Annotated in this window: 15 protein-coding genes; 6 read left to right on the forward strand and 9 right to left on the reverse strand. The window is 74.4% G+C overall.

Translation table 11 applies throughout. From position 1 onward, the window contains the following. Positions 1 to 152 precede the first annotated feature (152 nt). Both ACFY0O_RS33685 and ACFY0O_RS33690 read right to left on the reverse strand, forming a co-directional pair. Complete coding sequence (locus ACFY0O_RS33685) at positions 153 to 1,475, reverse strand: serine-threonine protein kinase (protein WP_388953927.1); 1,323 nt, start codon at positions 1,473 to 1,475, stop codon at positions 153 to 155. A gap of 99 nt (positions 1,476 to 1,574) precedes the next feature. After that, entirely contained in the window at positions 1,575 to 2,822 is a 1,248-nt protein-coding gene (locus ACFY0O_RS33690) for an exo-beta-N-acetylmuramidase NamZ domain-containing protein (RefSeq protein WP_388953929.1), read from the reverse strand. Between the two features lie 82 nt (positions 2,823 to 2,904). On the opposite strand from ACFY0O_RS33690, the gene ACFY0O_RS33695 reads away from it, so the two are divergent. Genes ACFY0O_RS33695 through ACFY0O_RS33705 form a run of 3 tightly spaced genes read left to right on the forward strand, consistent with a single transcriptional unit; the run spans position 2,905 to position 6,158 of the window. After that, positions 2,905 to 3,678, forward strand: a complete 774-nt coding sequence (locus ACFY0O_RS33695) for an SDR family oxidoreductase (protein ID WP_388953932.1) — start codon at positions 2,905 to 2,907, stop codon at positions 3,676 to 3,678. Beyond that, positions 3,675 to 5,474, forward strand: a complete 1,800-nt coding sequence (locus ACFY0O_RS33700; RefSeq protein ID WP_388953935.1) for a class I adenylate-forming enzyme family protein — start codon at positions 3,675 to 3,677, stop codon at positions 5,472 to 5,474. Before ACFY0O_RS33695 ends, ACFY0O_RS33700 begins: the two co-directional genes overlap by 4 nt. Before the next feature lie 36 nt (positions 5,475 to 5,510). Then, positions 5,511 to 6,158: a TetR/AcrR family transcriptional regulator gene (locus ACFY0O_RS33705; protein ID WP_388953937.1), complete on the forward strand. Its 648-nt coding sequence runs from the start codon at positions 5,511 to 5,513 to the stop codon at positions 6,156 to 6,158. Here ACFY0O_RS33705 and ACFY0O_RS33710 read toward each other — a convergent pair. Then, positions 6,155 to 7,276: an alkene reductase gene (locus tag ACFY0O_RS33710; protein WP_388953940.1), complete on the reverse strand. Its 1,122-nt coding sequence runs from the start codon at positions 7,274 to 7,276 to the stop codon at positions 6,155 to 6,157. The genes ACFY0O_RS33705 and ACFY0O_RS33710 overlap by 4 nt on opposite strands. 64 nt (positions 7,277 to 7,340) lie before the next feature. Here ACFY0O_RS33710 and ACFY0O_RS33715 point away from each other — a divergent pair, with 64 nt between their 5' ends. Continuing rightward, positions 7,341 to 7,721, forward strand: a complete 381-nt coding sequence (locus ACFY0O_RS33715) for a MerR family transcriptional regulator (protein WP_388954031.1) — start codon at positions 7,341 to 7,343, stop codon at positions 7,719 to 7,721. Here the strand turns inward: ACFY0O_RS33715 and ACFY0O_RS33720 are convergent. From ACFY0O_RS33720 to ACFY0O_RS33745, 6 genes are all read right to left on the reverse strand, one after another. Further along, positions 7,712 to 8,944, reverse strand: coding sequence for an acyl-CoA dehydrogenase family protein (locus ACFY0O_RS33720; protein ID WP_388953942.1), 1,233 nt, complete (start codon positions 8,942 to 8,944; stop codon positions 7,712 to 7,714). The genes ACFY0O_RS33715 and ACFY0O_RS33720 overlap by 10 nt on opposite strands. Before the next feature lie 12 nt (positions 8,945 to 8,956). Continuing rightward, positions 8,957 to 9,982 carry a phosphotransferase family protein gene (locus tag ACFY0O_RS33725; protein WP_388953945.1) on the reverse strand — a complete coding sequence of 342 codons (1,026 nt, stop codon included), beginning with the start codon at positions 9,980 to 9,982 and terminating at the stop codon, positions 8,957 to 8,959. Positions 9,983 to 10,106: 124 nt separating this feature from the next. After that, on the reverse strand, positions 10,107 to 11,015 hold the full coding sequence (locus ACFY0O_RS33730; RefSeq protein ID WP_388953948.1) for an MBL fold metallo-hydrolase: 909 nt from the start codon (positions 11,013 to 11,015) through the stop codon (positions 10,107 to 10,109). Positions 11,016 to 11,127: 112 nt separating this feature from the next. Next, positions 11,128 to 11,448 carry a DUF202 domain-containing protein gene (locus ACFY0O_RS33735; protein WP_388953951.1) on the reverse strand — a complete coding sequence of 107 codons (321 nt, stop codon included), beginning with the start codon at positions 11,446 to 11,448 and terminating at the stop codon, positions 11,128 to 11,130. Next, positions 11,445 to 11,843 (reverse strand): YidH family protein, encoded by a 399-nt coding sequence (locus tag ACFY0O_RS33740; protein WP_388953954.1) that lies wholly within the window; start codon positions 11,841 to 11,843, stop codon positions 11,445 to 11,447. Before ACFY0O_RS33740 ends, ACFY0O_RS33735 begins: the two co-directional genes overlap by 4 nt. A gap of 20 nt (positions 11,844 to 11,863) precedes the next feature. Continuing rightward, on the reverse strand, positions 11,864 to 12,406 hold the full coding sequence (locus tag ACFY0O_RS33745) for an NUDIX hydrolase (RefSeq protein WP_388953956.1): 543 nt from the start codon (positions 12,404 to 12,406) through the stop codon (positions 11,864 to 11,866). 85 nt (positions 12,407 to 12,491) lie between these two features. On the opposite strand from ACFY0O_RS33745, the gene ACFY0O_RS33750 reads away from it, so the two are divergent. Then, positions 12,492 to 14,150, forward strand: coding sequence for an FAD-binding dehydrogenase (locus ACFY0O_RS33750; protein ID WP_388953959.1), 1,659 nt, complete (start codon positions 12,492 to 12,494; stop codon positions 14,148 to 14,150). A gap of 146 nt (positions 14,151 to 14,296) precedes the next feature. Further along, positions 14,297 to 14,803 carry a hypothetical protein gene (locus tag ACFY0O_RS33755; protein WP_388953961.1) on the forward strand — a complete coding sequence of 169 codons (507 nt, stop codon included), beginning with the start codon at positions 14,297 to 14,299 and terminating at the stop codon, positions 14,801 to 14,803. Positions 14,804 to 15,110: the final 307 nt, after the last annotated feature.

The following is a 15,110-nucleotide window of genomic DNA, read 5'->3' on the forward strand; positions in this document are numbered from 1 at the left end:
GACCCCTGCCCGTATCCCGCCCGTCGCGCTCCGCACCACGGCGTCACCACCGCGTAGAACGAAGCGCCCCGCCCCGACGTGCCCAACATGCCCGAGCGGATGCGGGCGCATGCGGGGGCGGTCGAGGCGTGTGGGTGGCACATGGCCGGAAGTCAGCGCCCCATGCGCCCCGCGCCGACCACGATCCGGGCCAGCTCCTCGTGGCAGATGTCGCTGTGCGCCCCCGACGGAGGACCGCCCCTGCGGACCACGGAGCCCGCGTCCACACTGACGCAGCCGGCCCCCGGAAGCCCCCCGGCCAGGGCCCCCTCCAGGGTCAGCCGCGGGGCGCCCGGCACCGCCTGCACCCCGTCGTGACCGAGCGCGCCCCACCGTTCGTCGAAGCCGAGCAGACCGGCCGAATCCCGCGCCATCCGGGACGCGAGCGGGTAGAACACCCCGAGGGCCGAGTCGTGGGAGGAATGGCAGGCCACCACCGGTCCGTCCACCCGGCCCTGGAGCCCGCGCAGGACCCCGCCGCGGCCCGGATCGTGGGGCAGCCGGTCGCTGAACGCGTAGTGGGAGAAGGCCCCCTGGAGCAGCGTCAGCGACTTCACGTGGCGGGCCCCCTGCGGTACGGCGCGCAGCGAGAACGACACCACCCGCGCCCCGAAGCTGTGGCCGACGAGGTGGAAGCGCAGGGCGGGCCGCCGCCCCGCGAGGTCCGTCAGCACCGGTCCGAGCCCGTGCTCGCCGACCACCCCGGCCCGCTTCTTCATCTCGTAGTACGTGGCCTGCCGCAGCAGTTCCTTGGCCCCGCCCCACAGGGCGCGCAGCCCGTCACCGGGCGCGAAGGCCGGCCCCGCGGCGCCCGGCCCCTCCCCGGCCGCGGCGGCCGCCTCCGCCAGGGCGGCGGTCAGGGCCCGGCACACCACCACCGGGTCCAGCGCGAACACGTCCGGCACCCCGGTCACCCCCGGCCCGGCCGCCCCCGCCACCCCCACCAGCTCCCGCACCAGCGCCCCGAACTCCGCGAACGCCGCCCGCGACTCCGGCCGCTCAGCCAACAGCGCCGCGACCCGGTCCAGTTCCGCCTCCCGGCCGGGCCAGAACCCGTCCAGCGCCGCCCGCGTGTCCGCGTCCAGGGCGGGACCGCCGGCCACACCCGCACCGCCGGTCGCCTCCGCCCCCACGAGCGCGGCGTGCGGGTCGAAGTCCGGGATCGGCTCGTCGGAGAACCGCATCGACGGCCACACCACCCCCACGTATCCCAGCCGCACCCCCGACCCCACCAGTCCCGGAAATGGCGCGAAGAAGCGGTCGTACAGCCGTGTCGCCGTCGCACGGTCGCTGTTCCACCCATGGGCGAAGACCAGCAGGTCCGTGGCCTCCATCCGGGCCACCGCCGCCCGCGTCGCCGGGTCCACGTCCCCCTGCGCGTCGAAGGTCAGCTCCTGGTACGGCCCGACCCCGATCCCCGCTCCGCCGTCCGCCATGACGTCCCCCTTCCGCGCGAGCCGTGCCCCGGGTCGGTCGCAGCATCCCGCCGCCGGGCCGCGACGGAAAGACCCGCGGCGGTGGCTTTCGCGGGCGGCTCACGGGTACAGCAGGTACTCCTCGCGCACCGCCGCGAACCGGGCCAGCCCGGCCGCCCAGTCGCCCACCACCTCCTCGACCCCCGCACCCGCGTCCACCAGCGTCCGCACCCGGTCGGAACCGGTCAGCCGGTCGATCCAGTGGTCGGCCCGCCAGCCGAACCCGCTCCACACCCGCCGCGCCGTGACCAGCAGCCCGATCCCCGCCCGCACCGGGTCGAAGGCCTCCCGGTCGTGCACGATCAGCCGGACCCCGCCGCACACCTTCCCGGCGTGCTTGGAGAAGGACGGGGTGAACCAGGCCTCCCGGAACCACACCCCGGCCAGCCCCAGCCCGTTCGCCGCCTCCGCCCACCGCCGGTCGACGCCCTCCGCGCCGACCAGCTCGAACGGGGTCGTCGTGCCCCGGCCCTCCGACAGGGTGGTGCCCTCCAGCAGGCAGGTCCCGGCGTACGCGAGCGCCGTGTCGGGAGTGGGTACGTTGGGGCTCGGCGGCACCCACGGCAGACCCGTCTCCCCGAAGAAGGAGCCCCGCCGCCAGCCCTCCATGGCCACCGTCCGCAGCCGCGGCCCGGCGCTCCCCAGGAACTCGCCGTCGAACAGCAGGGCCAGCTCGGCCACCGTCATCCCGTGTGCGAGCGCGACCGGCTCCCGGCCCACGAAGCTCGCGTACGGCCGCTCCAGCACGGGCCCGGCGGCCCGGCGGCCGCCGACCGGGTTGGGCCGGTCCAGGACCACGACCGCCTTGCCGGCCAGCGCGGCCGCGCGCATGCAGTCGTAGAGGGTCCAGACGTAGGTGTAGAAGCGGGCGCCGACGTCCTGGACGTCGAAGACGAGGGTGTCGATCCCCGCCGCGGTGAAGAGGTCCGCGAGCTGCTTCCCGCTCCTGCCGTACGTGTCGTACACCGGCAGCCCCGTCGCCGGATCCCGCCCGGCCCCCTCGGAGCCGCCCGCCTGCGCGGTCCCCCGGAAGCCGTGCTCCGGTCCGAACACCGCGACCAGGCCGGCCCGTCGGTCGGCGTGCATCACGTCGACGAGGTGGCGGGCGTCGGCGGTGATCCCCGTGGGGTTGGTGACCACCCCGACCCGCTGCCCGGCGAGCTCCGCGTACCCGTCGGCGGCCAGCCGCTCGAAACCGGTGCGCACCCGGCCGGGCGGCGGCGGCCCGGCCGGCCGTCCCGCTCCGACCGCGCCCGTGGCCCCGGCGGCCCCTGCCAGTCCCAGCAGCCCGCGTCGCGACAGCGTCATCCCGCCATGCTGCGGCGCGGACCCCTTCCGCCCCGACATACCGACTGGTTAGTCTGCCCGGATCGGGCAGCAGCGGCGAAAGGTGATCCCCGTGAACGCGTACCAGGACCAGCGAGTCGTCGTCACCGGCGCGGGCGGCGGCATCGGCGCGGCCCTCGCCCGCCGCTTCGCCGCCGAGGGCGCCACCGTCGCCGTCAACGACCTCGACGCGGACCGGGCCGCCGCCGTGGCCGCCGGCATCGGCGCCCGCGCGATCGCGGTCCCCGGCGACGCCTCGGCGGTCGTGGAACAGGCGCGCGAGGCCCTCGGCGGGCGGGTGGACGTGTACTGCGCCAACGCCGGACTCGCCTCGGGCGGCGACGCCTTCGCGGAGGAGGCCGTGTGGGAGGCGGCCTGGGACACCAACGTCATGGCCCACGTGCGCGCCGCCCGGGCCCTGCTGCCCGACTGGCTGGAGCGGGGCGAAGGGCGGTTCGTGTCCACGGTCTCGGCCGCCGGACTGCTCACCATGATCGGGGCGGCGCCGTACAGTGTCACCAAGCACGGTGCCCTCGCCTTCGCGGAATGGCTCTCGCTGACCTACCGCCACCGGGGCGTGCGGGTCCACGCCGTCTGCCCGCAGGGCGTGCGCACCGACATGCTGACCGCCGCGGGCTCGGCGGGCGAACTCGTCCTGGCGCCGACCGCGATCGAGCCGGACGCGGTCGCGGACGCGTTGTTCGACGGCATGGAGAAGGGCCGGTTCTTGATCCTCCCGCACCCCGAGGTGGCGGACTACTACGCCGGGCGCGCGAGCGACCCCGAGCGGTGGCTGGGCGCGATGAACCACCTCCAGCGGAAATGGGAAACCCCATGACGCCCACCCCCGCCGGGAACGGCTCCCCCTACGCCGCCCGGCCTTGGCTGCGGCAGCTCAGCGCGGCGCAGCTGGCGCCGGTCGCGCCGCCGCCCAGTGTGCTCGACGCCTTCCGGTCCGCCGTGGCGCGGGCGCCGGAGCGGGCCGCGCTGGCCTACTTCGACGGACGGGTCGGCTACGCCGAGGCGGACGCCCTCTCCGACTCCCTGGCCGGGTACCTCGCGGGGCGCGGGGTCCGGCGGGGCGACCGGGTCGCGGTCGTGCTGCAGAACACCCCGCACTTCGTGCTGGCCGTGCTGGCGGCGTGGAAGGCGGGGGCGGTGGTCGTTCCGGTCAACCCGATGTACAAGTCCGCCGAGACGCGGCACGTGCTGGCGGATTCCGGGGCGGTCGCCCTGGTCTGCGAGGGTGCCGCCTGGGAGGCGTACCTGGGGGAGACCGTCCGGGGTACCGGGGTGCGGACCGTCCTGACGGCCCGCGCCACGGACTTCCAGACCCGGAACGACCCCCGCGTGTTCCCGGCCCCGGCCCCGGCCGCCGGCGGTTCCCGCTGCGCGGAGCCGGCCCCTCCCCGCCCTTCCACCGTTCCCCCCTCAAGCGCCGGGGAGGCTGAAAGACCCAGGGGCTCCGCCCCGGCCCCCGCGCATCCATCTCCCCCGGCCCCCGCTCCGGCCCCGGCCGACCTGCTCGCTACGGCCCGGCAGGGCCGCCCCGCCCCGCCCGACCCGGGGTTGCGGGGCGAGGACACCGCGCTCATCAGCTACACCTCCGGCACCTCCGGCACCCCCAAGGGCGCCATGAACCCGCACGGGGCGATCACCTACAACGCCGTCCGCCAGGTCACCGGCCACCCCGTCCCCGAGGGAGCCGGGTACTTCGTGCTCGCGCCGCTGTTCCACATCACCGGGCTGGTCTGCGAGCTCACCGCCTGCCTGGTCAACGCCGGCACCCTCGTCCTCGCCCACCGGTTCGACGCCGGAGCCGTCCTCGACGCCTTCCTCGAACACCGGCCCGCCTACACCATCGGGCCCGCCACCGCCTTCACCGCCCTGGCCGCGCACCCCGCCGCCACCCGCGAGCACTTCGCCTCCTTCCAGGTGGTCTCCTCCGGCGGCGCCCCGCTCCCGCCCGCCCTCGTCGAACGCCTCCGCGCAGAGTTCGGGTTCTACCTGCGCAACGGCTACGGCCTCACCGAGTGCACCGCCCCCTGCGCCTCCGTCCCCGCACACCGCGAGGCCCCCGTCGACCCCGGCAGCGGCACCCTCTCCGTCGGGGTCCCGGGCGCGCAGACCCTCGTGCGGATCCTCGACGAGCACGGCGCCGAGCTCCCGCTCGGGCGGACCGGCGAGATCGCCGTCCGCGGGCCGCAGGTCGTGCCCGGCTACTGGGGGCTGCCCGAGGAGACCGCCGCCGCCTTCCCGGACGGTGAACTGCGCACCGGGGACGTCGGGTTCATGGACGCCGACGGCTGGCTCTACGTCGTCGACCGCAAGAAGGACATGATCAGCGCCTCCGGCTTCAAGGTCTGGCCGCGCGAGGTCGAGGACGTCCTCTACACCCACCCCGCCGTCCGGGAGGCGGCCGTGGTCGGCGTCCCCGACGCCTACCGGGGGGAGACCGTCACCGCCTACGTGAGCCTGCGCCCCGGAGCCCGCGCCGAGCCGGCCGAACTCACCGCGTACTGCGCCGAGCGCCTCGCCGCCTACAAGTACCCGCGCCGGGTGGAGATCCTGCCTGTTCTTCCCCAGACCACCAGTGGCAAGATCCTCCGACGAGAACTGCGCGAGCGCGGCTGAAAACAGTCGGACGATCAGGAGAGGAAGGCGAGCGCCATGGCCGCCAGGAACACCGCCGGACCCGAGGACGGCGACCGCGACCACGGACGCGACCACGACCGCGACCAGGACCGTGAGACCCCGGTGCCGCAGCGCCTGCTGGCCGTCGCCACCAGGCTGTTCGCCGAGCGCGGCTACGACCGCACCTCCGTCCAGGAGATCGTCGAGGCGGCCGGGGTGACCAAGGGCGCGCTCTACCACTACTTCGGCTCCAAGGACGACCTGCTGCACGAGGTGTACGCGCGCATGCTGCGCCTCCAGCAGCAGCGGCTCGACGCGGTGGCCGGATCCGGTGCCCCCGTCGAGGAACGGCTGCGGGCAGCGGCGGCCGACGTCGTCGTCACCACGATCGAGAACCTCGACGACGCGATGATCTTCTTCCGGTCGATGCACCAGCTCAGCCCGGAGAAGTACAAGCAGGTCCGGGCCGAACGCCGGCGCTACCACGAGCGGTTCCGCGCACTGGTCGAGGAGGGCATGGCCGCCGGGGTGTTCGCCACGGCCACCCCCGCCGACCTGGTGGTGGACTACTACTTCGGCTCGGTGCACCACCTCTCCACCTGGTACCGGGCCGACGGCCCGCTGACCCCGCACCAGGTGGCCGACCACCTCGCCGACCTGCTCCTGCGCTCCCTGCGCCCCTAGACAAGGGCGGCGGGGGCGAGCACCGGGTAGTCGTTGTAGCCCTCCTCGCCGTGCACGTGCATCAGGAACTCGGGGCGGAGTTCGTTCAGCGGGGCGCCCGTGCGCAGGCGTTCCGCCAGGTCGGGGTTGGCGATGAAGCCCCGCCCGAGGGCGATCAGGTCGGCGCCCGCCGCCAGCAGCCGCTCGCCCCGCGCCAGGCCCGCGTCGGCGGCGACCTCCTCGCGGGAGAGCCGCGGGTTGGCCATCAGCGTGCCCGGCCAGGCCCGCCGGAACTCCGCGAAGGAGGGCTCGTCCGGGTCGGCGTACAGCAGGTGCAGGTAGGCCGGGTCCAGCTCCGCGAGGGCCGCGAGGAGCGCCGGGTAGATCTCCCCGGTGTCGCCCTCCTCGATGCCGTTGACGTCCCCGCCGGGGGAGACGCGCACGCCGACCCGCTCCGGCCCGACGGCCTCGGCGACGGCCCGGACCACCTCGACGGCGAACCGGATCCGCCCCTCGACCGGCCCGCCCCAGGCGTCGGTGCGCAGGTTGGTGTTCCGGGCGAGGAACTGGTGGAGCAGCATGCCGTTGGCGGCGTGCACCTCCACCCCGTCGAAGCCCGCGTCCACCGCCCTGCGGGCGGCGTCCGCGAAGTCGGCGACGGTCGAGCGGATGTCCTCCTCCGTCATCGCGCGGGGCGTGACGGAGTCCTGGAGGTCGGCGGCGGTGTGCAGCGGCTCCGGGAGCGCCACGGCCGACGGGGCGAGCGGGACGTGCCCGCTGGTGTCGGGGTGGCCGATCCGGCCGCCGTGCTGGAGCTGGAGGAACATCCGCCCGCCCGCGGCCCGCACGGCCTCGGTGACCCGCCGCCAGCCCGCGGCCTGCGCCGGGGTGTGGATGCCCGGGATGTGCGGGTAGGTCTGGCCCACGGCGTTCGGGGTGGTGCCCTCGGCGATGATCAGGCCCGCCGAGGCGCGCTGTGCGTAGTGGGCGGCCATGAGCTCCCCGGGCACCCCGTCGGCCCCGGCGCGGTTGCGGGTCAGCGGGGCCATCACCAGGCGGTTGGGGAGGGCGAGGGGGCCCAGGTGGGCGGGGGAGAAGAGGAGGGATCCGGCGGCGAGGGTCTGTCGTGTCTGCGTCATGCCGGTACCGTAGAAGCTGACACCAGTGTCAGGTTCAAGGGCTTCCAGACCGAACGGGGTGACCATGCGGATCGGCGAGCTGGCGACGCGCACCGGGGTGAGCGAGCGCTCCCTGCGCTACTACGAGCAGCAGGGCCTCCTCGTCTCCGACCGGACGCCCGGCGGACAACGGGACTTCCCCGAGCGGGCGGTGGACCGGGTGATCCGCATCCAGGAGCTCTACGCGGCCGGACTGCACAGCTCCAAGATCGCGCAGATCCTGCCCTGCATGCGGGACGAGGACGGTGGCCCGTCGGTACGGGCCACCCCCGCCCTGGTGGCCGAACTGGCCACCGAACGGGACCGGATCGACCGGATGATCGGCGACCTCGTCCGCTCCCGCGAGGTGCTGGACGAGGTCATCGAGACGGCCTCGGGCCGGGGCGCCCCCTCGGCTCAGCGGTAGCGCTTCAGCTCGCGGTGGGCCAGGGAGCGCTGGTGGACCTCGTCCGGGCCGTCCGCAAGCCGCAGCGTCCGCGCCGCCGCCCAGAGTTCGGCCAGCGGGAAGTCCTGGCTGACCCCGCCCGCGCCGTGCAGCTGAACCGCCTGGTCCAGGATCCCCACCACCGCGCGCGGGGTGGCGATCTTGATGGCCTGGATCTCGGTGTGCGCACCCCGGTTGCCGACGGTGTCCATCAGCCAGGCCGTCTTCAGCACCAGCAGCCGCAGCTGCTCGATGGTGACCCGGGCGTCCGCGATCCAGTTCTGCACGACGCCCTGCGCGGCCAGTTCCTTCCCGAAGGCGGTACGGCCCACCGCGCGCCGGCACATCAGCTCCACGGCCCGCTCCGCCATGCCGATCAGCCGCATGCAGTGGTGGATCCGGCCCGGGCCGAGGCGGGCCTGGGCGATGGTGAAGCCGGCGCCCTCCTCGCCGATCAGGTTCTCCGCGGGCACCCGGGCCCCGTCGAAGACCACCTCGGCGTGCCCGCCGTGGTCGTGGTCCGCGTACCCGTACACGGTCATCGCCCGGCGCACCTCCACGCCCGGGGTGTCGCGCGGGACCAGGACCATCGACTGCTGGCGGCGCGGATCGGCGCCGTCCGGGTCGGTCTTGCCCATCACGATGAAGACCTTGCAGTCCGGGTTCATCGCCCCGGAGATGTACCACTTGCGCCCGGTGACCACGTACTGGTCGCCGTCCCGCTCGATCCTGGTCTCGACGTTCGTCGCGTCCGAGGAGGCCACGTCGGGCTCGGTCATCGCGAACGCCGAGCGGATCTCCCCGGCCAGCAGCGGCTCCAGCCACTGCTTGCGCTGCCGCTCGCTGCCGAACTGGGCGAGCAGCTCCATGTTCCCGGTGTCCGGGGCCGCGCAGTTGGTGGCCATCGGGGCCAGGTGCGGGCTGCGGCCGGTGATCTCGGCGAGCGGGGCGTACTGGAGGTTGGTCAGCCCGGCCCCGTACTCGGCGTCGGGCAGGCTGTGCTGGTCTACGAAGAAGAGGTTCCACAGGCCCTGGCGGCGCGCCTCGGCCTTCAGTTCACCGAAGACGGCCGGGGTGTCCCAGGGCGAGGCCAGCCGCGCGCGCTGCTCGGCGGCGAGGGCTTCCGCCGGGTAGACGTACTCCTCCATGAACGCGAGCAGCCGCCCGCGGAGTTCCTCGGTCCGGGTGTCGAATGCGAAGTCCATCGGGGCGGCTCCTCAGCCTTCCTGGAGGGTGGTCAGACCGTGTGCGATGAAGACCGGGACCAGCTCGCCGATCCGGTCGAAGCCCGCGCCCACCGTCTGCCCGAGCGTGTAGCGGTAGTGGATGCCCTCGAGGATCACCGCGAGCTTGAACCAGGCGAAGGCCGTGTACCAGGCGATCGCCCCCGTGTCCCGGCCCGAGCGGGCGGCGTACCGCTCGACCAGCTCGGCCGGCGCCGGATGCCCCGGAGCGCGGCTCGTCGTGCTGACGGGGGAGTCGGTCAGGCCCAGGTCCGAGCTGTACATCACCAGCAGCCCGAGGTCCGTCAGCGGATCGCCCAGCGTGGACATCTCCCAGTCCAGCACCGCCCGGATCGTGTCGTCCGGCCCGCCGATCAGCACGTTGTCCAGCCGGAAGTCCCCGTGCACCACGGCCGGGGCGGGGGAGGCGGGCAGCGCCCGGCCCAGGGCCGCGTGCAGTTCGTCGATCCCGGCCAGCTCCCGGCCCCGCGAGGCCGCGAGCTGCTTGCCCCAGCGGCGCAGCTGCCGGTCCAGGAACCCCTCGGGCCGGCCGAAGTCGCCCAGGCCCACCGCCTCCGGGTCCACCGCGTGCAGGTCCACCAGGGTGTCCACCAGCCCCAGCACCGCCCGCCGGGTGCGTTCCGGGCCGATCTCCGCGAGCTGCTCCGCCGTCCGGTACGGCACCCCGTCCACGTGCTCCATGACGTAGAACGGCGCCCCCAGCACCTCCTCGTCCTCGCACAGCAGCAGCGGCTCGGGCACCGGCACGGCCGTCCCGTGCAGGGCGGCGATCACCCGGTGCTCGCGCCGCATGTCGTGCGCCGTGGCCAGGACGTGCCCCAGCGGCGGGCGGCGCACCACCCAGCGGGCCGTGCCGTCGGTGACCGCGTACGTCAGGTTCGAACGGCCCCCCTCGATCAGCCGGCCGGTCAGCGGTCCGGCCACGAGCCCGGGGAGCGCGGCGTCGAGCCGGTCGCGCAGCCGCTCCAGGTCGAGGCCTCGGGGGTCGGCTGGGGTCATGTGCGCGCCTCCGTGGGAAGTGGGGTCGACGACGGGTGTCCCGAGTCATCATGCCGACCAGTCGGTATGCCGTCCAGGGGGCGGGCCGAAAGAAGACCTTCCGGCCCGCCGCCGCCCTATCCCCTCACGCGTGGCACAGGATGGGCGTGCCGCCGTTCATCACCGTCATGTCCCGCAGCACGGCCATGATGTCCAGCGGGGCCCCCTCCGGCTCCCCGGCCAGTTCCGCGTACGCCCGGTGCAGGTTGGCCACCAGCCGCTCGCTCTCCCGCCAGGCCGCGAACTCCCCGAGGTCCGCCCCGCGCGCGGTCTCCAGCGGGGTCAGCCCCTTGTCCCGGCCCTCCCGCGCCAGCTCCGCCACGTACCGCAGGTAGCGCTCGGTGGACTCGTACGCCGACGGGTCGGTCAGCGGCCCGTGCCCGGGTACGACGGTCTCCGCGTCCAGCGAGCGCAGCAGTTCCAGCGCCCGCAGCGAACCGGCCAGCGAGCCCATCGCCAGGAAGGGGGTGCCCCCGGCGAAGACCAGGTCCCCGGTGAACAGCACCCGCTGCTCCGGCAGCCACACCACCGAGTCGCCGGTGGTGTGCGCCACGCCCGGGTGCAGGACGCGCACCTCGGTGTCCCCGGCGTGCAGGGTGAGCCGGTCGCCGTAGGTGAGGTCGGGCGCGGTGATCTCTATCGCGCCGAAGTCGGTCGCCGGCCAGATCAGCTCCAGCTGGTGCCCGGCGGCGAGCTGCTCGGTGCGCGCTTGGTCGTGGCCGACGATCACGGCCGGCGCGAAGACGGCGTTGCCGTAGGTGTGGTCGCCGTGGTGGTGGGTGTTGACCACGGTCCGCGGCAGCGCGGACCCCTCCGCCAGGACCGCCTCGCGCAGGGCCCGGGCCCGCCGCTCGGTGGCGGCGGTGTCGACCAGCACGGTCCGTCCGCCGTCGGCGATCCAGCCGGCGTTGTTCAGGCACCAGCCGCCGTCCGGCTGGACGTAGGCGTACACCCCGGCCGCGGGCTGGACGACATACGGCTTCTCGACGGTCATGGGCGCTCTCCCCGGGTCGCTGTGACAGGCGGTCAGCATCCTGTCAGCCGGACCCGCAGCGGGGGAGGGCGGGGCTCGGGCCGGGGTCGGGCACCCGACGGGTCGGGACCCGTCAGACGATCACGGTCATCGCGAACACCGCCAGCGCCACCGCGCACGCCGCCGCCCCCACCGCGGTCAGCCCCGTAAGCCCCGCCGGCCGCGCCGCCGCGAGCTGCCGGATCCGCCGGTGCGCCACCCACAGGAACGCCACCCACACCAGCGCGATCAGGGCGGCGCCGCCCACCTCCACCGGCGAACCGGTCCCGTGCAGCGCCTGCCGCAGCGCCAGCACCGCGGTGACCGAGCACGCCAGCGTGGTGCGCCGCCACGCCAGCCGGGTCCGCTCGGGCTGCAGCCCGGCGTCCCGGGCGGCCGCCGCCGGACGGGTCACGGCCGGCCCGTCCAGCCCATCAGCACGACCACCACCATCGCCAGCGCGACCAGTCCGACCCCCAGGCTCAGCAGCACCGGGAACGGCGACAGCGGCAGGTCCTCGCCCCGCCGCATCGCCCGCTCGCAGCGCACCCAGTGGTGCACGGCCCGCAGCGCGCAGGCCGCCCCCACCGCCAGCAGGGCGAGCGCCATCCCCACCCGCACCCCCCAGCGCAGGTCCGGCAGGAACTGGTCCACCGCGAACCCGCCGCCCACCAGCGCCAGCGCGGTCCGGATCCAGGCCAGGAAGGTCCGCTCGTTGGCCAGGGAGAAGCGGTAGTCCGGGGTCTCGCCCTCGTCGCCCAGCCGCTGCGGGGCGAACCAGAGGCGCACGTCCTTGCCGAAGTCGATCACCTGTCCAATTTACGTCCCCCTCAGGCGCGGGGCGCGGGCGGCCGCGCACCGCCCTCCCGGAAGGCCCGCAGCCGCCGGTACGCCTCCAGCCCGTCCGGCACCCAGGGCCATTCCCCGTCGGCAACCCGCCGCTCCAGCTCCTCCGGCTCCAGCCAGGCGTGCCAGTCCACCTCGGACTCCTGCGGGGCGACGGGCAGCGCGCACCGCACCTCGTGCACGTAGGACCACCAGGAACCGCCCGGACCCTCGTAGAGGAACTTGAACAGCGGCACCGGCTGCTCCAGCCCGCTCACCCCGAGCTCCTCCTCCGCCTCCCGCAGCGCCGCCCCCGGGTAGTCCTCCCCGGCGCCCAGCACCCCGCCCACGAACATGTCGTAGTGCGCGGGGAACACCAGCTTCGAAGCGGTCCGGCGGTGCACGAAGACGCGCCCGATCTCATCTGTGACCTGCACGAACACACACCGGTGGAGCAGCCCCCGGGCGTAGACCTCACCCCGCGGGGCCTGCCCGGTGACCCGGTCGTCCCGGTCCACCACGTCCAGTACTTCATCAGCGGCACTCACGCACCCATCCAATCACCGCTGTTGACGGGTTACCGCTCCGTAGCAAAGGATCTGCCCCACCACCGACCGGAGGACGGGCAGACGCATGAGCTACGACGCTGACGTGATCGTGATCGGAGCGGGCCTCGCCGGCCTCGTGGCCACCGCCGAGCTCGTCGACGCGGGCCGGAAGGTGATCCTCCTCGACCAGGAGCCCGAGCGGTCGATCGGCGGGCAGGCGCACTGGTCCTTCGGCGGGCTGTTCTTCGTGGACTCGCCCGAGCAGCGCCGGATGCGGATCCGGGACAGCCGCGCCCTCGCCCTCCAGGACTGGCTGGGAACCGCCGGCTTCGACCGCGAGGAGGACGCCTGGCCGCGCCGCTGGGCCGAGGCGTACGTGGACTTCGCCGCCGGGGAGAAGCGGCCCTGGCTGCACGCCCAGGGGGTGCGTTTCTTCCCCGTCGTCGGCTGGGCCGAGCGCGGCGGCTACGACGCCAACGGACACGGCAACTCCGTCCCCCGCTTCCACATCACCTGGGGCACCGGACCCGGCCTCGTCGAGCCCTTCGAACGGAGGGTCCGCGCCGGGGTCGCCCGGGGCCTGGTGACCCTGCGGTTCCGCCACCGGGTCACCGGCCTCGCCTCCACCGCCGGCGCCGTGGACACCGTCACCGGGGAGGTCCTGGCCCCCTCGGACGCGGTACGGGGCGCCGCGAGCAGCCGTGAGAGCACCGGCTCCTTCAGCCTGCGGGCCCAGGCGGTGATCGTCACCAGCGGCGGTATCGGCGGCAACCACGACCTGGTCCGCGCCCAGTGGCCGGCCCGCCTCGGCACCCCGCCCGCACGCATGCTCTCCGGAGTCCCCGCGCACGTGGACGGCCTGATGCTCGGCATCACGGAGAAGGCCGGAGCCAGCCACATCAACAAGGACCGGATGTGGCACTACACCGAGGGCATCCAGAACTGGGACCCGATCTGGGCCCGCCACGGCATCCGCATCCTGCCCGGCCCCTCCTCCCTGTGGCTGGACGCCACCGGCCGGCGCCTGCCCGTGCCCCTCTTCCCCGGCTTCGACACCCTCGGCACCCTCGACCACATCATGCGCACCGGGCACGACCACACCTGGTTCGTGCTCAACCAGCGCATCATCGGCAAGGAGTTCGGCCTCTCCGGCTCCGAGCAGAACCCGGACCTGACGGGCCGCTCCGTCCGCGACGTGCTGGTCCGCGCCCGGCAAGCCGTACCCGGGCCGGTCAAGGCCTTCATGGACCGGGGCGCCGACTTCATCGTCGAACGGGACCTGTCCGCGATGGTCCGCCGGATGAACGAGCTCACCGGCGAGGACCTGCTCGACGAGGCCACCGTCCGGCGGGAGGTCACCGCCCGCGACCGGGAGATCGCCAACCCCTTCACCAAGGACCTCCAGGTCACCGCCATCCACGGGGCGCGCAGGTACCTCGGGGACCGGCTGATCCGCACCGCCGCCCCGCACCGGATCCTGGACCCGGCGGCCGGCCCGCTGATCGCCGTCCGCCTCTCGATCCTGACCCGCAAGTCCCTGGGCGGCCTGGAGACCGACCTCTCCTCCCGTGTGCTGACCCCCTCGGGCGAGCCGCTGCCCGGCGTGTACGCGGCCGGCGAGGCGGCGGGCTTCGGCGGCGGCGGTGTCCACGGCTACCGCGCCCTGGAGGGCACCTTCCTCGGCGGCTGCCTCTTCTCCGGCCGGGCGGCGGGCCGGGCGGCGGCCGCCGCCACAGCCGCCTGACCTTGGTCCGACCGGCTGGACGTACCGGTGGTTCGCGCGGGGGTGCTCCGCGACCCGGTGGAGACGGGGCTATGAAGGAATCGATCGGAATCGGATGGAAGTTCGCCATCCGGTCATTCCCGAACACCAACCTCAGGAGTCGCATGATGCGCCCCATCGCAGCGGCCTGCCTCGGCACGGCCACCCTGGCCACCCTCCTCGCCTGCACCCCCGTCGCGGCCGCCGCGACGGACACCGGTTCCGCCCCGGCCATGGACAAGGCCCGGACCATCACGGTCCTCGCCGAGGTGCAGGAGCTGACCCGCTTCCCCGTCACCCCCGTCGTCCCCGGCTCCCCCAAGCAGGGCGATACCGTCGTCGTCCGCTCGGACCTCTTCGACAGCCAGCACATCAAGGTCGGCGAGAGCCACGGCACCTGCACCACCACCCGCGGCGGCGCCGACGAAGCGGAGCAGTGCGTCGTGACCTACACCCTCCCGGGCGGCCAGCTCACCGTGCAGGGCATGTACTTCAACTACCTCGACCAGGGTCCCTTCGACAACGCGATCACCGGCGGCACCGGGGACTACAAGAAGGCCCGCGGCTGGGTCCACTCCGACACGATCGCCACGACCCCCAGGGTCGTGAGGCGCTTCACGATCCACCTCGTCTGACGGGCCCCGCGCCAAAATCAGCCTCGCCGGCGACCGGGGCGCGGGGGGGCCGGGAGCGGGGCCTCCCGCCCCCTACGCCCCAACGTGCCCCCTTCGGGCACCAGTTGATTCCGGCCACCCGCCAGTCCGGACCTTGACGCGGAGCTGTGCGTACCGGTTTGCTGTGAGTGATCATCCCGACTGACCACCGGGCCGATCGAGCCGCGCCCCAGGCGCCCCGCGCCCACGCGCCGCACACCGGCACCACATCGCACAGCCCCGCACCCGCACGGCCCCGCTCCCGCACCCCCCGTACGTCGTCCACCCG

Origin of the sequence: Streptomyces sp. NPDC001594 (assembly GCF_042893675.1) — a bacterium.
In the GTDB taxonomy this organism is placed as follows: Bacteria; Actinomycetota; Actinomycetes; order Streptomycetales; family Streptomycetaceae; genus Streptomyces.

Bases quoted from the DNA above. Each gene is read 5' to 3' on its own strand.
- ACFY0O_RS33685 (WP_388953927.1), bottom strand. From the start codon at position 1,475: ATGGCGGACGGCGGAGCGGGGATCGGGGTCGGGCCGTACCAGGAGCTG.
- ACFY0O_RS33690 (WP_388953929.1), bottom strand. From the start codon at position 2,822: ATGACGCTGTCGCGACGCGGGCTGCTGGGACTGGCAGGGGCCGCCGGG.
- ACFY0O_RS33700 (WP_388953935.1), top strand. From the start codon at position 3,675: ATGACGCCCACCCCCGCCGGGAACGGCTCCCCCTACGCCGCCCGGCCT.
- ACFY0O_RS33705 (WP_388953937.1), top strand. From the start codon at position 5,511: ATGGCCGCCAGGAACACCGCCGGACCCGAGGACGGCGACCGCGACCAC.
- ACFY0O_RS33710 (WP_388953940.1), bottom strand. From the start codon at position 7,276: ATGACGCAGACACGACAGACCCTCGCCGCCGGATCCCTCCTCTTCTCC.
- ACFY0O_RS33715 (WP_388954031.1), top strand. From the start codon at position 7,341: ATGCGGATCGGCGAGCTGGCGACGCGCACCGGGGTGAGCGAGCGCTCC.
- ACFY0O_RS33720 (WP_388953942.1), bottom strand. From the start codon at position 8,944: ATGGACTTCGCATTCGACACCCGGACCGAGGAACTCCGCGGGCGGCTG.
- ACFY0O_RS33725 (WP_388953945.1), bottom strand. From the start codon at position 9,982: ATGACCCCAGCCGACCCCCGAGGCCTCGACCTGGAGCGGCTGCGCGAC.
- ACFY0O_RS33730 (WP_388953948.1), bottom strand. From the start codon at position 11,015: ATGACCGTCGAGAAGCCGTATGTCGTCCAGCCCGCGGCCGGGGTGTAC.
- ACFY0O_RS33750 (WP_388953959.1), top strand. From the start codon at position 12,492: ATGAGCTACGACGCTGACGTGATCGTGATCGGAGCGGGCCTCGCCGGC.
- ACFY0O_RS33755 (WP_388953961.1), top strand. From the start codon at position 14,297: ATGCGCCCCATCGCAGCGGCCTGCCTCGGCACGGCCACCCTGGCCACC.